The sequence below is a fragment of the Agreia sp. VKM Ac-1783 genome (assembly GCF_900177765.1).
GTDB lineage: Bacteria > Actinomycetota > Actinomycetes > Actinomycetales > Microbacteriaceae > Agreia.
In genome coordinates, this window is sequence record NZ_FXWI01000003.1 from 49,458 (window position 1) to 65,112 (window position 15,655).

Consider the following 15,655-nt stretch of genomic DNA (forward strand, 5'->3'; position numbering starts at 1 on the left):
AATGAAGGACATCGATGTCTCAATTCACTGAAAAGACCCAGCCTCGGCGCCGGGTCGCCCTGTCTCTCGCAGCGACGGCCGCCACGGCCCTCGTCCTCATCACCGCCGGCTGCAGCAGCTCCGGTTCCACCTCAGCGGGGGAGTTCGGCTTTCCCGAGGCCAAGCAGGACACGTCTGCGACGATCACGGTCTGGGTCGACTCCGACCGACAGGCCGTCGTCGACGCGTTCGAGGCTGCGCACCCCGAGATCAAGGTCGACGCGGTCAGCTACGACGGCTCGGCGAACGGCTCGAACTCTTTCCGTACCAAGATGCAGCTGTTCGACCGCTCGGGCAGCGGCTGGCCCGACGTGGTCTTCTCGACGCAGAACAATGACGCCGCCTGGGCGAGCCAGAAGACCAACGGCAAGCAGGCCTTCGCGGCACAGCTCGACGGGGGCCTGATCGAGAAGGACACGCTGTCGAACTTCACCGAGGGATCGCTCGACCCCTGCACGGTCGACGGCAAGGTCTACTGCCTGCGCAACGACCTCGCCCAGTCGGTGATGTGGTACGACAAGACTCTCCTCGACCAGTTCGGCTACGCCGTGCCCACCACGTGGGAGGAGTACGAGGACCTCGGAAAGAAGGTCGCCGCAGAGCACCCTGGATACATCATCGGCACGGCGGGCGACGCGTGGACGCCCGAGGTGTTCTTCTGGGGATCGAAGTGCCAGGCGAACGACGTCACCGGGCCGCGTGAGGTGACGGTCAACACGACGAGCGACGAGTGCACCCGTGCCGCGACGATGCTCGACACGCTGCGCGAGAACGGCACCGTACCCAATGTGAGCGTCTTCACGCCCGAGTTCCTGCAGCAGTACACCGGCAAGGTGCTCATGCTTCAGGGCCCGGCCTGGTACGCCGGAGCGATCTTCAACAACCCGAACTCTCTGAACGTCCCCGCCGGTGAGCTGGGCGTTGGCGCACCGCTGCCATGGAAGGGTGAGGACCCCGTGACGGGCAACGTGGGTGGTGGAACCTGGTTCATCAGCAGCCACTCCGCCAACCTCGAGGCGGCCAAGGCCTTCGCCGAGTTCGCCACGACCGCCGACGACTACCAGGTCGAGAAGGCACCCGGCTACCCGGCCTATGCGCCGGCGGCAGAGAAGTGGATCGCCAAGCAGGAGTCGAGCGGATACTTCGCCACACCTCTGACGGCTCTGACCGAGGCCGGCTCGCAGATCTGGTCTGGCTGGGGCGCGGGCGTCTTCAGCCAGGAGGCCATCTGGGCCAAGACGATCACTCCGGCCATCGCCAGCGGCGAGTCGATCGAGGAGCTGCTGCCGAAGTGGCAGGAGGCCATCAAGAACCAGGCACAGGTCGACGGGTACACCGTCAAATGACGGCTGCCATCGCTACCACCCCGGAGCTCGTCGACGCCACTGCGCGTCGGCGGGCTCCGGCCCCCCGCACCCGCTTCGGCGGTGCCCGTCCGGGAATGTCGTACGTGTTCCTGGCCCCCTACCTCGCCCTGACCCTGGCGTTCGGGGTTCTGCCGGCGCTCTACGCCCTCGTGCTCGCGTTCACCGACGGTGGCGGCGGATTCGTCGGCGTCGACAACTTCGTCAAGGTCATCAGCGACTTCCGCTTCGGCCCCGCCGTGGTGCACGTGGCCATCTACCTGGTGATCTGGCTCATCTCGCTCGTCATCCTGGTGACGGTGCTGGCCATCGTGGTGCACGCGATCAAGGTGCGCTGGCTCAACACGACCCTCAGATTCGTCTTCTATCTACCGGGAGCCCTCGCCGGCGCATCCTCGGTGCTTCTCTGGCTCTTCGTTCTCGACCCGACCAGCAGCCCGGTCAGCGGGCTCCTGCAACTCTTGGGGTTCGACAGCTTCGTTCAGGTGATCGTTCCAGCGAACCTGCCTCCCATCTTTGCGATCATCGCGTTCTGGACCGGAGCCGGCGGCTGGATCGTCATCATGTACGGCGCCCTGAACAACATCAGTTCGGAGGTCATGGAGGCGGCTCGCATCGACGGTGCCAGCACGTTCCAGATCGCGACCCAGATTCAGATCCCCCTGCTGCGCAAGTGGATCTCGTATATGGGTGTGATGTCGCTCGCCGCGGGTACCCAGCTGTTCGTCGAGCCGCAACTGCTCTCGCAAGCCAGCAACGCCATCGTGCCGAACGACTACTCCCTCAACCAGCTGGCGTACCAGTACGCCTTCCAGCAGAACGACTTCAACGGATCGGCAGCGATCTCGCTGCTGCTGCTCGTCGTCGCCCTCGCGTTGTCGACCGTCTTCGTGACGCGCGGCGGCCTCTTCGATACGGAATAGGACAATGACCGCCAGCAATCTCAGTACTCGCGCGCCACGAATAGGCGTCTCGGGCTGGAGCGGACGCGCACTCATCTCTGCGGTGCTTCTCGTCTTCGTGCTCTTCTTCATCATCCCGATCGTCTGGCTGCTGCTCGCCACGAGTAAGACCGGTCGTGAGCTCGTGACGCTGAACCCGTTCCTTCCCGGAACGTTCGACGGCATCGTGCAGAACTGGAACCAGCTCTTCGCCTACCAAGACGGAGCAGTCGGAACGTGGATCGCGAACTCGACCATCTACACCGTCGGTGCGCTCGTCCTCACGCTGATCGCCAGCATCCCAGCCGGGTACGCGCTCGCTCTCACGCAGTTCCGTCTGCGCAAGGCGATCCTCGTGCTCACCCTCATCGTGATGCTCATGCCGAGCACCGCGCTGGTGCTGCCGATCTTCCTCGAGCTCAACACGGTGGGGCTCATCGGCAATCCGCTCTCGGTGATCCTGCCGATGTCGTTCTTTCCGTTCGGCGTCTACCTGACCTACATCTACTTCTCGACGAGCATTCCGCAGGACCTGCTCGCGGCGGCACGGCTCGACGGGTGCGGAGAGTTTCAGGTGTTCTATCGGGTGGCGTTGCCGCTTGCGACCCCGATCATCGCCCTGGTCGCCTTCTTCAGCTTCGTGCAGAACTGGAACAACTTCTTCCTTCCGTTCGTGATGCTGCCCTCGAGCGACGGTTATCCGATCCAAGTCGGACTCACGTCTCTGCTCGCGTCGACCCCGGCGTTCAACCCGAGTTCTGCGGGTGCCGAATCAGTTCAACTGCCTACACTCGCACTGGCGACCGTCGTCTCCGTGCTTCCGGTGCTCATCGTCTTCCTCTTCTCCCAGAGATTCCTGGTGTCGGGGATGACGGCCGGTGGAACCAAGGAATGACCGCGACCGCTGTCGTGGCGTAAGGAGACTCAATGAAAATCATCGGCTACCGAAGCCTGAAGACCGTGCATGAATGGGGTCGGCTCACGGGCGACGCCAATGGCGTGATGCCGCAGCAGCAGACGCCCGTGCACGTGCTCATTCTCGAGACCGACGAAGGGGTCGAGGGCGTGGGACTTGGTGCCCACGGCGACATCGACCGGCTCTTCGGCGCGATCGAGGGCGAAGACCCGCGCGCGGTCACGGCGCTCTACGACCGGATGCTCGACTGGACGTTCAAGACGGGTCACGGCGGATCTGCATTCGGCGCGATCGGCGCGATGGACATGGCTCTGTGGGACCTCAAGGCGAAGCTCGCGGGGGAACCGCTGTGGCGAACCCTCGGCGGACGGGATCGTTTCGTGCGCGGCTACGCATCTGGGCTCGAGATCGCGCTCGACGACGACGCTCTGGTCGCCCTCTACGAGCGCTACGCCGACCGCGGATTCTCGTCGGCGAAGATCAAGGGCGGTCGCAACCTCACGGGTGACCTCGTGCGACTGAAAGCAGTTCAAGACGTCTTCCGACGCAACTCGGCGCGGCCTGCCATCATGCTCGATGTGAACGAATCGTGGAACCGCTCGCAGGCGATCCGCTTTCTCAGCGAGGTCGAGAAGCACATCGACCTCACCTGGATCGAGGAGCCGGTCAGGCGATGGGACGCGCAGGGCATGCGCGCGATTCGCAACGCGGTGAAGGCCGGCGTCGCGAGCGGTGAGAACCTCACCGGGCTCGAGCAGTACCGCCCGCTTCTCGACGCGGAGGCGCTCGACGTCGTGCAGGTCGGCAATGTCTGGGGCATTACGCACTACCTGCGCGTCGCGGCCGTCGCCCATTCGCACGACCTGCCGGTGAGCCCGGTGACCTACAACTGCAACCCGCTCGCCCACGCGTCGACGGCGCTGCCCAATCACCTCGTGTCCGAGGTGCAGGATCTGGCGTTCCCCGTCGGACTGATCGTCGATCAGGAGTTCATCGACGGAGGCATCGTGCTGGGCGACGAACCCGGAATCGGAATCACGGTCGACGAGACTCGCATCCGCGTCGTCAATGCCGAGAACCCGGCTGCGTTCCTCGGCGGCCCGCATGTGCGCCCCGAACGGGCCGGCATCCGCCTGGTCGAAGAAGACGACGAGCGCATCCGGGCAGAGCAGCTCCTGGCCGGAGGCATCCAGTGACCGGCATCGAGCGGCACGCTCTGGTCGTGGGCGTGCGGCCCGAGAAGCGCGAGGAATACCTCGAGCTGCACAGCGCGGTCTGGCCACAGGTGGAGAAGACGCTCAGCGACTGCAACGTCACCAACTACTCGATTCACATAGTCGAGAACATGCTCTTCGCCTACTACGAGTACGTCGGAACCGATCACGCAGCCGACATGGCCCGCATCGCCGAAGACGAGGTGACCCGCGAGTGGTGGACGCACACCGACCCGTGCCAGGTGCGGATCGTTCCGGAGACCGATCTGGGCGCCGTCTGGCAGCCACTGCGTGAAGTCTGGCACCTCGCGTGAGCGACGCCATCGACGCCCACGTTCATCTCTGGAACCGGGCGACTGATCCGCAGCCGTGGATCGAGCCTGCGACCATGAACGTGATCGACCGCGACTTCTCAACTTCTGACCTTCGGGTGATGCTCGCCGAGACTGCCGTAGACCGGGCCGTCGTCGTGCAGTCGTCGAACAGTTCGGGCGAGACGACACGTTTGCTGCGGCTCGCACTCGATGACGACGCGATTGCCGGAGTGGTCGGGTGGGTCGATCTCGAACTCGATGTGAACGAGCAGCTCGAGCGCATTCCCGAGTCGCTCCGGCGCACGCTCGTGGGTGTGAGGCACCTCGTGCACATCGACCCTGACGAGAACTGGCTGCAACGTGCAGAGGTGGATCGAGGACTGGCTGCGCTGGGCGCAGCGAACCTCTCGTTCGACCTCGTCGTGCGCTGGTGGCAGCTGGAGTCGGCGGCGAGGACGGTGGCCCGGCATCCGGATCTCACCTTCGTGCTCGACCACCTCGGGGGCGTGCCCGACGATGCCCACCACCTGTCGCGATGGGAGGCGGGCCTGCGAGCCGTCGCCGCGCAGCCCAATGCCAGCGCCAAGCTCAGCGGGGTCTCGGCGTTCATCGATGGCGAAGCGGGGGTCGACCTCGCTCGCGTCGTCGACACGGCCTTCGATTCCTTCGGGCCGTCACGACTGATGTACGGTTCCGATTGGCCTTTGAGTCAGCTCGGCGCCGGGGTTCTCGCGTGGCGCGGCTACGTGCAGGATGCCCTGGCGGGCGTGACCGACGATGAGCGCGACGCAGTTCTGGGCGCGAACGTCGCCCGCCTCTACAGATTGGACTCGAGATGAGTGACCTGTTCCAGCGCGTGGGGCGCACCGTGCCCCCGACCCCGTTCGCTCAGATCGGTCTCGGCGGCGGGCCGCTCGGCAACTTCGGAACCGCGATCAGCGACGAGCTGGCCCAGGAGACAATCGAGCGGGCGTGGGAGAGCGGCATCCGGTACTTCGACACGGCCCCGCACTACGGACTCGGTCTCTCTGAGCGGCGCCTCGGTGCTGGTCTCGCCGGTCGAAAGCGTGACGACTTCGTGGTCTCGAGCAAGGTCGGCCGACTCATCGTGCCGGCGGAGAACCCGCAGGAGTGCGACGACGACGGCTTCGCGGTGCCGGGCGACCTGGCCAGGCAGTGGGACTTCTCGGTCTCGGGCGTCGAGCGCTCTCTCGACGAGAGCCTCGAGCGCCTCGGACTGGACTTCATCGACGTGCTTCTGGTGCACGACCCCGATCAGGCGTGGCCAGGGGCCGCGAACGAGGGCCTCGAGTCGCTCGCCGCGCTCAAGGAAGACGGCCGGGTGAAGGCCGTCGGCATCGGCACCAACTCGGTGGTCGGCCTCGATGCTCACATCGAGGCGGGCACGGTCGACGTGATCATGCTGGCGAACAGGTACAGCCTGCTGACCCAGGATGCCGTGGCAAGCGTTCTCGAGCCGGCCGCGGCTGCCGGAGTGGCGGTGGTCGCGGTCGGCGTGTTCGGCACGGGGCTGCTCGCATCGCCGAGGCCGCAGGCCGGCGCGACTCTGGAGTACCGAGCCGCCGACGCCGATGCTCTGGCCCGTGCGGCCGCGATCGCCGACGTCTGCGAGGCCTACGGCGTCGACCTGCCGACGGTTGCGATGGCGTATCCGCTGCGGCACCCGGCGGTGACCGCGGTGGCCCTCGGAATGAGGTCGCCCGAGGAGGTAGACCAGAACGTGGCGCGCGCGACGACCGACGTGCCTCCGGCGCTGTGGGGAGCGCTCGAGGATGCGGGACTGCTGCCTCCTACGCCTCGCTGAGTTGCTGGTCAGCGCGCCGTTAGCGGGCCCGCGCGCGCTCAATGAAGGAGCGCTCGCCCGCTAACGGCGCGCTCGAGCTGCGCTGAGAAGAGAATCGTGCCTAGAGCTCTCCGCTGACGCGCAGCGGTCGGCGGCCCAGCGACGACTGAAAGCGCACGAGGTAGCCGTCGGGGTCGGCGACGATGAACTGCGTCACGCCGGTCTCTTCGTCTCCGACGCGATACCACGTGGTCTCAAGCTGCAGAAAGAACGGGATGTCCGCCGCGGACATCGAGGCAGCGAGGCCTTCGGCATCCGGAACGCTGATCTGGAAGTTGATGCCGCGACCGAAGGGCGCCTCGAGCGGGCCCGTGATCCAGTGTCGGCCGTCGCCGACCTCCTCGAGCATGAGGTGCGCGGAGCCGTGCGTGAGGTAGGCGAAGCGCTCTTCGGGCCGGTCGTACAGCACCGCGAACCCGCACGTGTCGCGCCAGAAGGCGAGGCTCGCATCGAGGTCGGTGACGAGGAGCTCGGGAACGAGTGCGGGTTCGAGTGCGGCGGAATCGGAGGCGGGTGAGTCGGGCATCGAGTCATTGTGCCAGCCGTCCGCCTGGTCCCGTGCGATGAGCGCGCCTCGAGCGGGCGAGCGCGCCGTGATGGACGGCGCGCTCGCCCGCTGCCGGCGCGCCCCGCCGGACTCGCTCCCGACGCGAGCGCGCTCGCTGCGGCTACTCCAGTCCGGCGATCTCGCGGAGCGTCGCGAGGTGGGACTTCCATGCTGCGCGGCCCTGCTTGGTGAGCGTGAGCGAGGTGCGCGGCATCTTTCCTGCGAACGACTTGCCGACCGTCAGGTATCCGGCGCCCTCGAGCAGAGAGACCTGCTTGCTCAGGGCCGAGTCTGTGACCTCGACGGCGTCGCGCACCTCCTTGAAAGAGAGGGTCGAGGCGCGGTCGAGCGCGGCCACGATCGAGAAGCGAACGGGGTTCTGCAGCAGCTCGTCGAGGCGGTGACGCGGGTGCTGCTCGACCGCGGTCACGGGCGAGCCTCGCGAGCAGCGCAGGCCATGGTCACGAGCAGGATGAGCGCCGATGTGATGCCCGACCACAGCACCGAACCGTGCGCCCAGATCACGACCGAGATAGCCGCGGCATAGGTCACGAACCAGGCCGCGATGTAGCCGGTCCAACGGCGGCCGCGTGAGAACGCGGAGCGACCGCGAATCGAGATCATGAAGAACATGATCAGCGCGAACGTCGCCGTCAGAGTGCCGAAGTAGGCCAGGCCGAACGCATTGCCGGTCGTGAGGCCCATGGCGAGCGTGCCCATCGACGTCGCCACTCCGAGCGACAGGATGAACGTGATGTAGGGCCAGCGCGTGGCGTTGTGCGCCGTTCTGCTGAGGCGGTCGGCCTGATCGAGCAGCAGTCGCGCGTCGGCCGGGGCTACGGGTGTTCTGTTCTCCATGAGAGGGCTCCTCGTCGTTTCCTCAATCATGGCAAGTACTTGTCAATATGGCAAGTACTTTCTCGAGTGAGGTTCTCGACGCAGGGGTCGAGCGCGCCGCCGGCGGGCGAACGCGCCACGCACGACGGCGCGTTCGCCCGCTGTGCGCGCGCTCGACCGCCACGTGGCGACGACCCGCATCGCCCGGCATCCGCTCGTCGATTCGTGAGCGAAGTTTCCGGAATGTTGAAACAATGGCCAGTGACGCACCATTGGCGGTGCATGGGGGATTTCAGTGTCGACAGTGCAGAACGTGACCCGCCGCGACGCGATCGCGCAGTACGAGATTCTCGGCGCATCCCCCGAGGCCGATCTCGAGGGCCTGGCGCAGCTGGCAGCGACGCTGTGCGGGGTTCCCACCGCCGTGATCAACCTCATCGACGATGAGAACCAGTACCAGGTCGCGGCCGCCGGTTTCGAACCCTCCGTGTGCTCGATCGAGGAGTCGATGTGCGCGGTCGCCCTGCAATCGCCGGGCCTGCTCGTCGTGCCGGATGCCTCCATCGACGATCGCTTCGCCGCGAATCCGTTCGTGACGGGCGCGCTCGCCAACGTTCGGTTCTATGCGTCGAGCCCCCTCGTCACGCCAGCGGGGGTGCCCATCGGAACCATCTGCATCTTCGACGACATCACTCGCGATCTCACCGACGAACTCAGCACGTGTCTGGCGCTCATCGCACGCCAGATCGTCGACGTTCTCGAGCTGCGCCGCACGACTCGCGCGCTCGAGTCGTCGAACGAGCAGCTCGAACGGTTCGCGGGGCAGGTCAGTCATGACCTGCGCAATCCGCTCACGGCGGTCACCGGCTTCATCGAACTCGCTGCTGACAGCCCCGAGGTGGTCGCCGCACCGATGGTCGCTGCCGCACTCTCTCGTGCGGATGCGGCGGCCACCCGCATGGACAGCATGATCGCCGATCTGCTCGACTTCGCGCGCCTCGGAGGCTCGCGCCCGCGCAGGGAGCAGATCGACCTCGACGAGTTGCTGGCCACCGTGCTCGACGACCTCGACCAGGCGATCCGCATCACAGAGACCGTCGTCTCGGTCGACGCCGATGCGCAGGTCTCCGGAGATCCGACACTGCTGCGCGCGCTGTTTCAGAACCTCGTCGCCAACGCGGTGAAGTTCAGTCACGCCGCGGGCGTCGATCCGAGGGTCGACGTGCGGGCTTTCGCATTGGATGGCACGTGGCGCATCACGGTCGACGACAACGGGCCCGGCGTTCCCGAGGAGGAGCGCGAGCGGGTGTTCGGCCTGATGGAACGCAACGTCTCGAATGAGACTCCTGGTCTGGGCATCGGACTCTCGACCTGCCGCCGAATCGTGGATGCGCACGGCGGCAGCATCGGCATCGACGTGTCGCCTCTCGGGGGCGCGAGCGTGTGGGTGATTCTGCCGCGAGCGTCGTAGCCGCTGCTCGAGTGGTACCATATCTTGTACTACTTGGGAGGAATGATGGCTATCACCACGAGCGAGGCTCGCCGCGACCTGTTCGGTCTGATCGAACGAGTGAACCTCGATCACACCGAAGTAGAGATCACGTCAAAGCGCGGTTCGGCTGTGCTGATGTCGAAGGACGAGTATGACGCTCTGGTCGAAACCAGCTATCTCCTGCGCTCACCAGAGAATGCCCGTCGCCTTCTGAGCGCACTCGAAAGTGCGCGATCGGGCAGCACTGAGGAGCACGGGCTCATCGATTCGTGAGTGTTCGACAGCTCGTATGGACTGCGGAGGCGTGGGAGGACTACCTCTATTGGCAGAGCCAGGACCGCAAGGTCCTCAAGCGCATCAATGTGCTGATTGCCGACATCCTTCGTGACGACCCCTTCGAGGGCATCGGCAAGCCTGAGGCTCTGAAGCACGCCCTCGCGGGCGCCTGGTCTCGCCGGATCGACGAGAGCAACAGGCTTGTCTACATGGCGAGCGACGAGCACATCACGATTCTTCAAGCTCGCTATCACTACTGATCAACGCTTGCCCTGCTTTGCCGCGGCCCCCGCCGGCACGACCGCCCTGTTGCGGATGTGCTCGTAGACCACGGTCGTTCGCACGTCGGCGACCTCGCGACGCTGAGTGAGCCGGTCGATGACGAAGGCGTAGAGGTCGTCGTTGTGGCGCACCCCGACGTGAATGATGAAGTCGTCGTTGCCCGTCGTGACGAAGACGCCCAGAGTCTCGGGCAGCCCGCTCACCCAGTCGCGAAACGCCTCGATCACCTCGCGCGAGGGGGGCCGGATGCGGACCGCCACGAGTGCCTGCACCCCTCGGCCGATCGAGCCCAGGTCTACTTCGAGGCTGGCGCCCGTGATCACGCCGCGCGCACGAAGTCCGCGTGTGCGCTCGAGGGCGGTGGTCGGAGAGACCCCGACCGCCGCCGCCAGGTCGCGATTGGTCTTGCGTGCATCTGACTGCAATTCCCGAAGAATCGCGAGGTCTAGTTCGTCTATGTCGGCCACATTTGCCCCTTCGCCGCATTAAGTTCGGATTCTGTGCAGGATACCTATCGATGATCGTACGCTGTGCCGGTATTGCTGTTCACTCACGATCCGGAGTATCAATGTCTGACTCGTTCCCTCCCTCCGTCGGCTTCACCGACGATGAGATCGACACCTCGGCTCCCACGCGAGCTGCGCGCTTGAAGTGGGTGGTCGTGATCAACGACTCGATTCCCGCCGGTCGAGCGGTCAATGCCGCGGTCTGCGTAGCGGGCGCGACGGTGGCGGCGGTGGGCGGCCTTCTCGGGCCGGATGCTGTCGATGCGGCCGGCCAGACGCATCCGGGTCTGCCCTGGGCCGGCTGCTCGGTCTTGACCGCCGATGCCGAGACCCTGCGAGCCATTCGGGCCAAGGGTGAGGCGCACGAGGCGACCTTCGTGGCGGACATGCCGGAGGCCGCTCAGACCACCCGGGTCTACGACGAGTATCTCGACGCGATGTCGTCGAGCGAGGCCGAGGGCATCGAGTACCTGGCGGTCAGTCTCGTCGGGCCGAAGAACCGCATCGACAAGATCGTGGGTCGGCTACCGCTCATGGCGTGACGCCGACAACGCGACTATCGGATACATAAGCGTGTAGATTGGATCCTATTCGTCGAAGCTGAGGCTTCCGTCGCGAGGGAGACTCACGTGATCCAGACCGTTCTCGGTCCAGTGGATGCCGGTGCCCTCGGTTCGGTCTCGATGCACGAACACCTGCTGACCGATGCGAGCGCCCTCCAGCGACCGGGAGTCGAGGAGCTCGACCCGAGCCGACTCGTCACGGCCGAACTCGCGACCGCCCTACGCTGGAGCCAGCTGGCACTGGCCGACAACCTGCGTCTCGACGACCTCGATCTGCTTTCGGATGAGCTCGTCATCGGCGCCGGTGCGGGTCTCGGTTCGGCCGTCGATCTCAGTTCCCTCGGATTCGGCCCCGACGCCGAGCGACTCCCCGAGCTCTCCCGTCGAAGCGGCGTGCACATCGTCGCGGGCTATGGCGCCTACCTGCCCCGGCTTCTGCCCGAGTGGTATCTCTCGCTCGACGAAGACGGTCGAACCGCCCTGTTCGAGCGGGCGCTGACCGAGGCCGTCCCCGGCGCCGACTACCGTGCCGGCATGCTCGGCCTCATGGGCACGACGGGCGCATTCTCAACACCGGATGGCGACGAGGAGAGACGGAGCCTCACGGCGGCCGGTCGCGCCGCCGTCGCGACGGGATCCGCCATCACCGTGCGGCTCGCCGCCGATGCCCGAAACGGCCTCGAGGTGCTCAAGCATCTGCTCGGCCTCGGTGTCGATCCGACGCGCATCGTCTTCTCCACCGTCGACGAGTTCCTCGATCTGCCGTATCTGCGCGATCTCGGTCAGGCTGGCGCGGTTCTGGAGATGTGCTTCGGCAACGAGAGCTCGCACGTGGGTCGGATCCGCAACTCCAGTGATCCGCAGCGAGTGGATGCCCTGCTCGCGCTCCTGGAGGATGCCCCCGATATGCGCTGGGTCCTGGGGCACAGCACGTGGACGAAGGGCCAGCTTCGCCGCTTCGGCGGCCACGGCTTCGATCACCTCACCGCACGCGTCGTGCCGGGCCTGAGGCTGCTCGGTGTCTCCGACGACGTGATCCACCGCATGACCACGATCGAGCCGGCGCGTCTGCTCGATCGCCCCGCCTGACCTCGCCCACCACCACCGGAGGATTTCATGAGAGACCAGCTTTCGCCGCTCGCGAGCATCGAGCCCTACCTTCTCGATGGCGCCTGGGTTGCGCCGGAGGGCGCCGAACTGATCGACGTGATCGACCCGGCGACCGAAGAGCTGCTCACACGGGTCCCGCAGGCCGACACCGCGCAGGTCGACGCGGCCGTGGCGGCCGCTCGCCGTGCGCACGACGATCGACGGTGGAGCGGAATGACGCCGCACGATCGCAGCCGCATCCTGAATCGCGTCGCCGATCTCATCGAGGAACGCCTCGAAGAGCTGGCCCAACTCGAGACCCGAGACAACGGCAAGCCGATCGAGCGCTCACGAGCAGACACCGCGACCTCGGCCCGCGTCTTCCGCTACTACGCGGGAGCTCCCTCGCGCCTGACCGGGTCGGTGATTCCGATCGACGGCGGCCAGCACCACGTCTACACGACCCTGGAGCCGGTGGGCGTCGCGGCGCTCATTCTGCCGTGGAACTTTCCGATCATGACCGCGAGCTTCAAGGTCGCGCCGGCGCTCGCTGCGGGGTGCACGATCATCGTGAAGCCCGCCGAGCAGACGCCGGTGACCATGCTGCGGCTGGCGGCGATCTGCGAAGAGGCGGGAGTGCCCTCCGGCGTCGTGCAGGTGCTGACCGGCGACGGGCGGGTCGGCGCGGCGCTCACGGCGCATCCGGGTGTCGACAAGGTCTCGTTCACCGGAAGCACGGAGGTGGGCCGCAAGGTCATGACCGCGGCCAGCGCCGACTTCAAGCGGCTCACGCTCGAGCTCGGTGGCAAGAGCCCCAACATCGTCTTCGAAGACGCCGACCTCGACGCGGCCGTGCTCACGACGATGCGCGCCTCGTTCGGGCACTCCGGCCAGATGTGCACCGCCGGCAGCCGACTGCTCGTGCAGCGCTCGATTCTCGAGGAGGCCACGAAACGGCTTGCGGATGCCGTGGGCCGAGTGCCGCTCGGCGATGGCCTCGCGGGCGGCGTGACGGTCGGGCCGCTCGTATCGGAGGAGCAGAGGCAGCAGGTGCTCGGCTACATCGCGCGCGGACAGGAGGAGGGGGCGACGGTCGCCGTCGGCGGCGGCGTGCCCGACCGCGCGGGCTACTACGTGGAACCCACGCTCTTCACCGGCGTCACCAACGACATGACGATCGCCCGCGAGGAGATCTTCGGACCGGTCGTGGGGATCATCCCGTTCGACGACGAAGACGAGGCCGTGGCGATCGCCAACGATCAGAGCTACGGGTTGGCGGCCGGCGTGTGGACACGTGACCTCGCCCGGGCGCACCGTATGGGTCAGCGGCTTCGGGCTGGAACGGTCTGGGTGAACACGTACAACGTCTTCGACCCGGCGCTGTCGTTCGGCGGTGTGGGAGAGTCTGGTCTCGGCCGGGATCTCGGCGAGGAAGCCCTTCGCTCGTTCTGCGAGTCGAAGAGCGTGGTCATCGCGCTCTGAGCGGCTTCTGCGCTGATCGAGTAGCGGCGCGAGGAACGAGCCCGCGTATCGAGATCACTCCTGATGTGGTCTCGATACGCTCGTTCCTCGCTACTCGACCAGCGAGAAGGGTTGAGATCGCTGCCCTGACTCTCCGTGCTCAGACGAGCGGCGGCTCCACCGCGGGCACCGGCTCGGCCCTTCCGTCGCGGCGTTGACGCAGGATGCCTATGGCGGCGAGTTGCAGAACGGCGAGGATTGCCAGCGCGGCACTCGAGCCGAAGTGCATCACCAGGAGGCCGCCGAGCAGCGAGCCCGCGGCGTAGCCGGCACTGGTGAATGCCGAGAACACACCGACCCCGGTCGCCCGTGCGGCGGCGGGCAGTCGTTGAGTCGATAGCAGGGTGAGCGCCGGAAACAGGGGCGAGTAGCCGACCCCGATCAACACCGCTCCGAGCGTCGCCACCCCGAAGTCTCCCGCTAGCGCGAGCACCCCCAGGCCAGCGGCGAGCACGACCAGGCTGGCCCGTGCAGTGATCGTCGCCCCGATCCTGTCGGGCAGTCCGCCGAGAAGCAGCCGCGCTCCGACAACACTCAGCGCGAAGACGGTGAAGACATTCGCCGCACCCCACAGACCTTGGGAGTCGACGCCGCGGGCCACAAGATGCGGAATCAGGAAGGCGATGAGGAAGCCCTCTCCGGCCCAGGCGATGAATCCAACGCTGCCGGGTCGAGCGACGGAGGTGAGTACCGTGCTCGCGCCGGATGCTCTGCCCTCGCGACCTCTCGCCATCCGGTGCTGCGATCTGCCGTCGCGCGCCAGCATGGCCAAGCCGAGGCCGGCGAGCTGCACGGCGATGGCGATGCCCCAGACTGCTCGATGACCGAACGATTGCAGGAGGTTCTCGCCGAGTACCGGGCCGAGCGCCAGTCCGACCCAGACGCTGAGCCCGAAGAAGCTGAGGGCACGCCCGCGTTCACCGGCGGGAGCCTCGGCGACGACCCAGGCGGTGAGGGCCGTGGCCACGGCGGCGTTGCCCGCGCCGAAAACGACGCGGCTCACTGCGAGGCTGGACACGCTGAGCATGACGAGCACCAGTGCCAGACCGACGGCGCTGAGCAGGGCGGCTACGAGAATCACCCGTCGCGCGCCCCAGCGATCGGTCAGTACCCCGGCGAGCGGCATCGCGATGATCGAGGCGAATGCGGCCAGAGAGACCAGCAGTCCTGCGAGGGCGGGGTCCGCGCCCAGCTGCTCCTGCGCAAGGCGGGGGATGACCGGTGTGGTGGCGCCGTTGACGATGTGACCCGCCGTCGACGCCAGGACCAGCGTCCAGAATGCGACGCCCTTCGTTCCGGTGGTGGCGAGCGGTCTCACTCTGCGGTTCGAAGCGGGCGGCACTCGAGGCTCAGCCACAGTTCGAAGCAGGCGTTCCGAGACAGGGCGGTGGCTCCGATCGAGGCGCGTCCCATGCGGCCGACCTCCGGGCCGAACACGTCGAAGAGCAGGTCGCTCGCCGCGTTGGACACCTCATTGAGGCGCGTGAAACCCGGAGGGCACAGAACAAAGCAGAGTCCGCGCGACAGGGCGACGACCTCGTCGAGGCTGCCGAGGGCGTATCGGATCATTCCGAGAGCATTGACTGCGGTGTAGCGAGCGGCCTCCTGTGCCTCGGCGAGCGAGATGTCGACATCGACGTGTCCGGGGTGCAGCAGCTCGCCGCTGCGCGATTCCGGCGTGATGCCGCTGAGTTCGAGCAGATCGCCGGTGCGGTGGAATGCCCGCAAAGAGCTGCCGTAGCGCCCTCCGTAGGGCGGGTTGGAGTAGTCGGGGATCTCGAGACCGAGTTCCTGCGCTCGTGCTTCGGCGGAGTGAGTCATCGTTTGTCCTCGCGCTAGCTTAATTGGATACAACCACATTAGTATGGGATCCATTATGCACCTTCCCGG

The 15,655-nt window shown here is 66.5% G+C and carries 19 protein-coding genes; 13 read left to right on the forward strand and 6 right to left on the reverse strand.

Translation table 11 applies throughout. The features are described 5' to 3' along the window. The first annotated feature begins 14 nt into the window (after nucleotides 1-14). The 7 genes from CCK87_RS09990 to CCK87_RS10020 are packed head-to-tail and all read left to right on the forward strand — an operon-like array spanning nucleotide 15 to nucleotide 6,613. Nucleotides 15-1,385, forward strand: a complete 1,371-nt coding sequence (locus CCK87_RS09990; RefSeq protein WP_086461323.1) for an extracellular solute-binding protein — start codon at nucleotides 15-17, stop codon at nucleotides 1,383-1,385. Further along, complete coding sequence (locus CCK87_RS09995) at nucleotides 1,382-2,326, forward strand: sugar ABC transporter permease (protein WP_086461324.1); 945 nt, start codon at nucleotides 1,382-1,384, stop codon at nucleotides 2,324-2,326. Before CCK87_RS09990 ends, CCK87_RS09995 begins: the two co-directional genes overlap by 4 nt. A 4-nt stretch (nucleotides 2,327-2,330) precedes the next feature. Next, a complete protein-coding gene (locus CCK87_RS10000) occupies nucleotides 2,331-3,239 on the forward strand; it encodes a carbohydrate ABC transporter permease (protein WP_086461325.1) in 909 nt (302 codons plus the stop codon). A gap of 32 nt (nucleotides 3,240-3,271) precedes the next feature. Continuing rightward, a complete protein-coding gene (locus tag CCK87_RS10005; protein WP_086461326.1) occupies nucleotides 3,272-4,456 on the forward strand; it encodes a mandelate racemase/muconate lactonizing enzyme family protein in 1,185 nt (394 codons plus the stop codon). After that, the gene (locus CCK87_RS10010) at nucleotides 4,453-4,788 is read left to right on the forward strand and encodes an L-rhamnose mutarotase (RefSeq protein WP_170927232.1); all 336 of its coding nucleotides are present in this window, start codon (nucleotides 4,453-4,455) and stop codon (nucleotides 4,786-4,788) included. The genes CCK87_RS10005 and CCK87_RS10010 overlap by 4 nt, the downstream gene beginning before the upstream one ends. Continuing rightward, entirely contained in the window at nucleotides 4,785-5,627 is an 843-nt protein-coding gene (locus CCK87_RS10015) for an amidohydrolase family protein (RefSeq protein WP_249273834.1), read from the forward strand. Before CCK87_RS10010 ends, CCK87_RS10015 begins: the two co-directional genes overlap by 4 nt. After that, the gene (locus CCK87_RS10020; protein WP_086461328.1) at nucleotides 5,624-6,613 is read left to right on the forward strand and encodes an aldo/keto reductase; all 990 of its coding nucleotides are present in this window, start codon (nucleotides 5,624-5,626) and stop codon (nucleotides 6,611-6,613) included. Before CCK87_RS10015 ends, CCK87_RS10020 begins: the two co-directional genes overlap by 4 nt. Before the next feature lie 100 nt (nucleotides 6,614-6,713). Here CCK87_RS10020 and CCK87_RS10025 read toward each other — a convergent pair whose 3' ends face one another. The 3 genes from CCK87_RS10025 to CCK87_RS10035 all read right to left on the reverse strand — a co-directional run bounded on the left by CCK87_RS10025 (nucleotide 6,714) and on the right by CCK87_RS10035 (nucleotide 8,057). Then, nucleotides 6,714-7,178 carry a VOC family protein gene (locus tag CCK87_RS10025; protein WP_086461329.1) on the reverse strand — a complete coding sequence of 155 codons (465 nt, stop codon included), beginning with the start codon at nucleotides 7,176-7,178 and terminating at the stop codon, nucleotides 6,714-6,716. 142 nt (nucleotides 7,179-7,320) lie between these two features. Further along, nucleotides 7,321-7,629 (reverse strand): transcriptional regulator, encoded by a 309-nt coding sequence (locus tag CCK87_RS10030; RefSeq protein WP_086461330.1) that lies wholly within the window; start codon nucleotides 7,627-7,629, stop codon nucleotides 7,321-7,323. After that, nucleotides 7,626-8,057, reverse strand: coding sequence for a chemotaxis protein CheY (locus CCK87_RS10035; protein ID WP_086461331.1), 432 nt, complete (start codon nucleotides 8,055-8,057; stop codon nucleotides 7,626-7,628). Before CCK87_RS10035 ends, CCK87_RS10030 begins: the two co-directional genes overlap by 4 nt. A 292-nt stretch (nucleotides 8,058-8,349) precedes the next feature. Here CCK87_RS10035 and CCK87_RS10040 point away from each other — a divergent pair, with 292 nt between their 5' ends. The 3 genes from CCK87_RS10040 to CCK87_RS10050 are packed head-to-tail and all read left to right on the forward strand — an operon-like array spanning nucleotide 8,350 to nucleotide 10,064. Next, the gene (locus tag CCK87_RS10040; protein ID WP_249273835.1) at nucleotides 8,350-9,507 is read left to right on the forward strand and encodes a GAF domain-containing sensor histidine kinase; all 1,158 of its coding nucleotides are present in this window, start codon (nucleotides 8,350-8,352) and stop codon (nucleotides 9,505-9,507) included. Nucleotides 9,508-9,552: 45 nt separating this feature from the next. Then, nucleotides 9,553-9,801: a type II toxin-antitoxin system prevent-host-death family antitoxin gene (locus CCK87_RS10045; RefSeq protein WP_086461970.1), complete on the forward strand. Its 249-nt coding sequence runs from the start codon at nucleotides 9,553-9,555 to the stop codon at nucleotides 9,799-9,801. Continuing rightward, nucleotides 9,798-10,064 carry a Txe/YoeB family addiction module toxin gene (locus CCK87_RS10050; RefSeq protein WP_086461333.1) on the forward strand — a complete coding sequence of 89 codons (267 nt, stop codon included), beginning with the start codon at nucleotides 9,798-9,800 and terminating at the stop codon, nucleotides 10,062-10,064. The genes CCK87_RS10045 and CCK87_RS10050 overlap by 4 nt, the downstream gene beginning before the upstream one ends. Here CCK87_RS10050 and CCK87_RS10055 read toward each other — a convergent pair whose 3' ends face one another. Then, nucleotides 10,065-10,553: an Lrp/AsnC family transcriptional regulator gene (locus CCK87_RS10055; protein ID WP_249273836.1), complete on the reverse strand. Its 489-nt coding sequence runs from the start codon at nucleotides 10,551-10,553 to the stop codon at nucleotides 10,065-10,067. Nucleotides 10,554-10,654: 101 nt separating this feature from the next. Between CCK87_RS10055 and CCK87_RS10060 the strand changes: the two genes are divergently transcribed. The 3 genes from CCK87_RS10060 to CCK87_RS10070 all read left to right on the forward strand — a co-directional run bounded on the left by CCK87_RS10060 (nucleotide 10,655) and on the right by CCK87_RS10070 (nucleotide 13,726). Then, nucleotides 10,655-11,134: a DUF2000 domain-containing protein gene (locus CCK87_RS10060; RefSeq protein ID WP_086461334.1), complete on the forward strand. Its 480-nt coding sequence runs from the start codon at nucleotides 10,655-10,657 to the stop codon at nucleotides 11,132-11,134. Between the two features lie 87 nt (nucleotides 11,135-11,221). Further along, nucleotides 11,222-12,244 (forward strand): hypothetical protein, encoded by a 1,023-nt coding sequence (locus CCK87_RS10065; protein ID WP_086461335.1) that lies wholly within the window; start codon nucleotides 11,222-11,224, stop codon nucleotides 12,242-12,244. A 27-nt stretch (nucleotides 12,245-12,271) separates the two neighbouring features. Then, nucleotides 12,272-13,726, forward strand: coding sequence for an aldehyde dehydrogenase family protein (locus CCK87_RS10070; RefSeq protein ID WP_086461336.1), 1,455 nt, complete (start codon nucleotides 12,272-12,274; stop codon nucleotides 13,724-13,726). Between the two features lie 139 nt (nucleotides 13,727-13,865). Here CCK87_RS10070 and CCK87_RS10075 read toward each other — a convergent pair whose 3' ends face one another. Together CCK87_RS10075 and CCK87_RS10080 are read right to left on the reverse strand one after the other, a co-directional pair. Further along, nucleotides 13,866-15,083 (reverse strand): MFS transporter, encoded by a 1,218-nt coding sequence (locus CCK87_RS10075; protein ID WP_170927233.1) that lies wholly within the window; start codon nucleotides 15,081-15,083, stop codon nucleotides 13,866-13,868. After that, nucleotides 15,080-15,586 carry a RidA family protein gene (locus tag CCK87_RS10080; RefSeq protein WP_170927234.1) on the reverse strand — a complete coding sequence of 169 codons (507 nt, stop codon included), beginning with the start codon at nucleotides 15,584-15,586 and terminating at the stop codon, nucleotides 15,080-15,082. The genes CCK87_RS10075 and CCK87_RS10080 overlap by 4 nt, the downstream gene beginning before the upstream one ends. Nucleotides 15,587-15,655 lie beyond the last annotated feature (69 nt).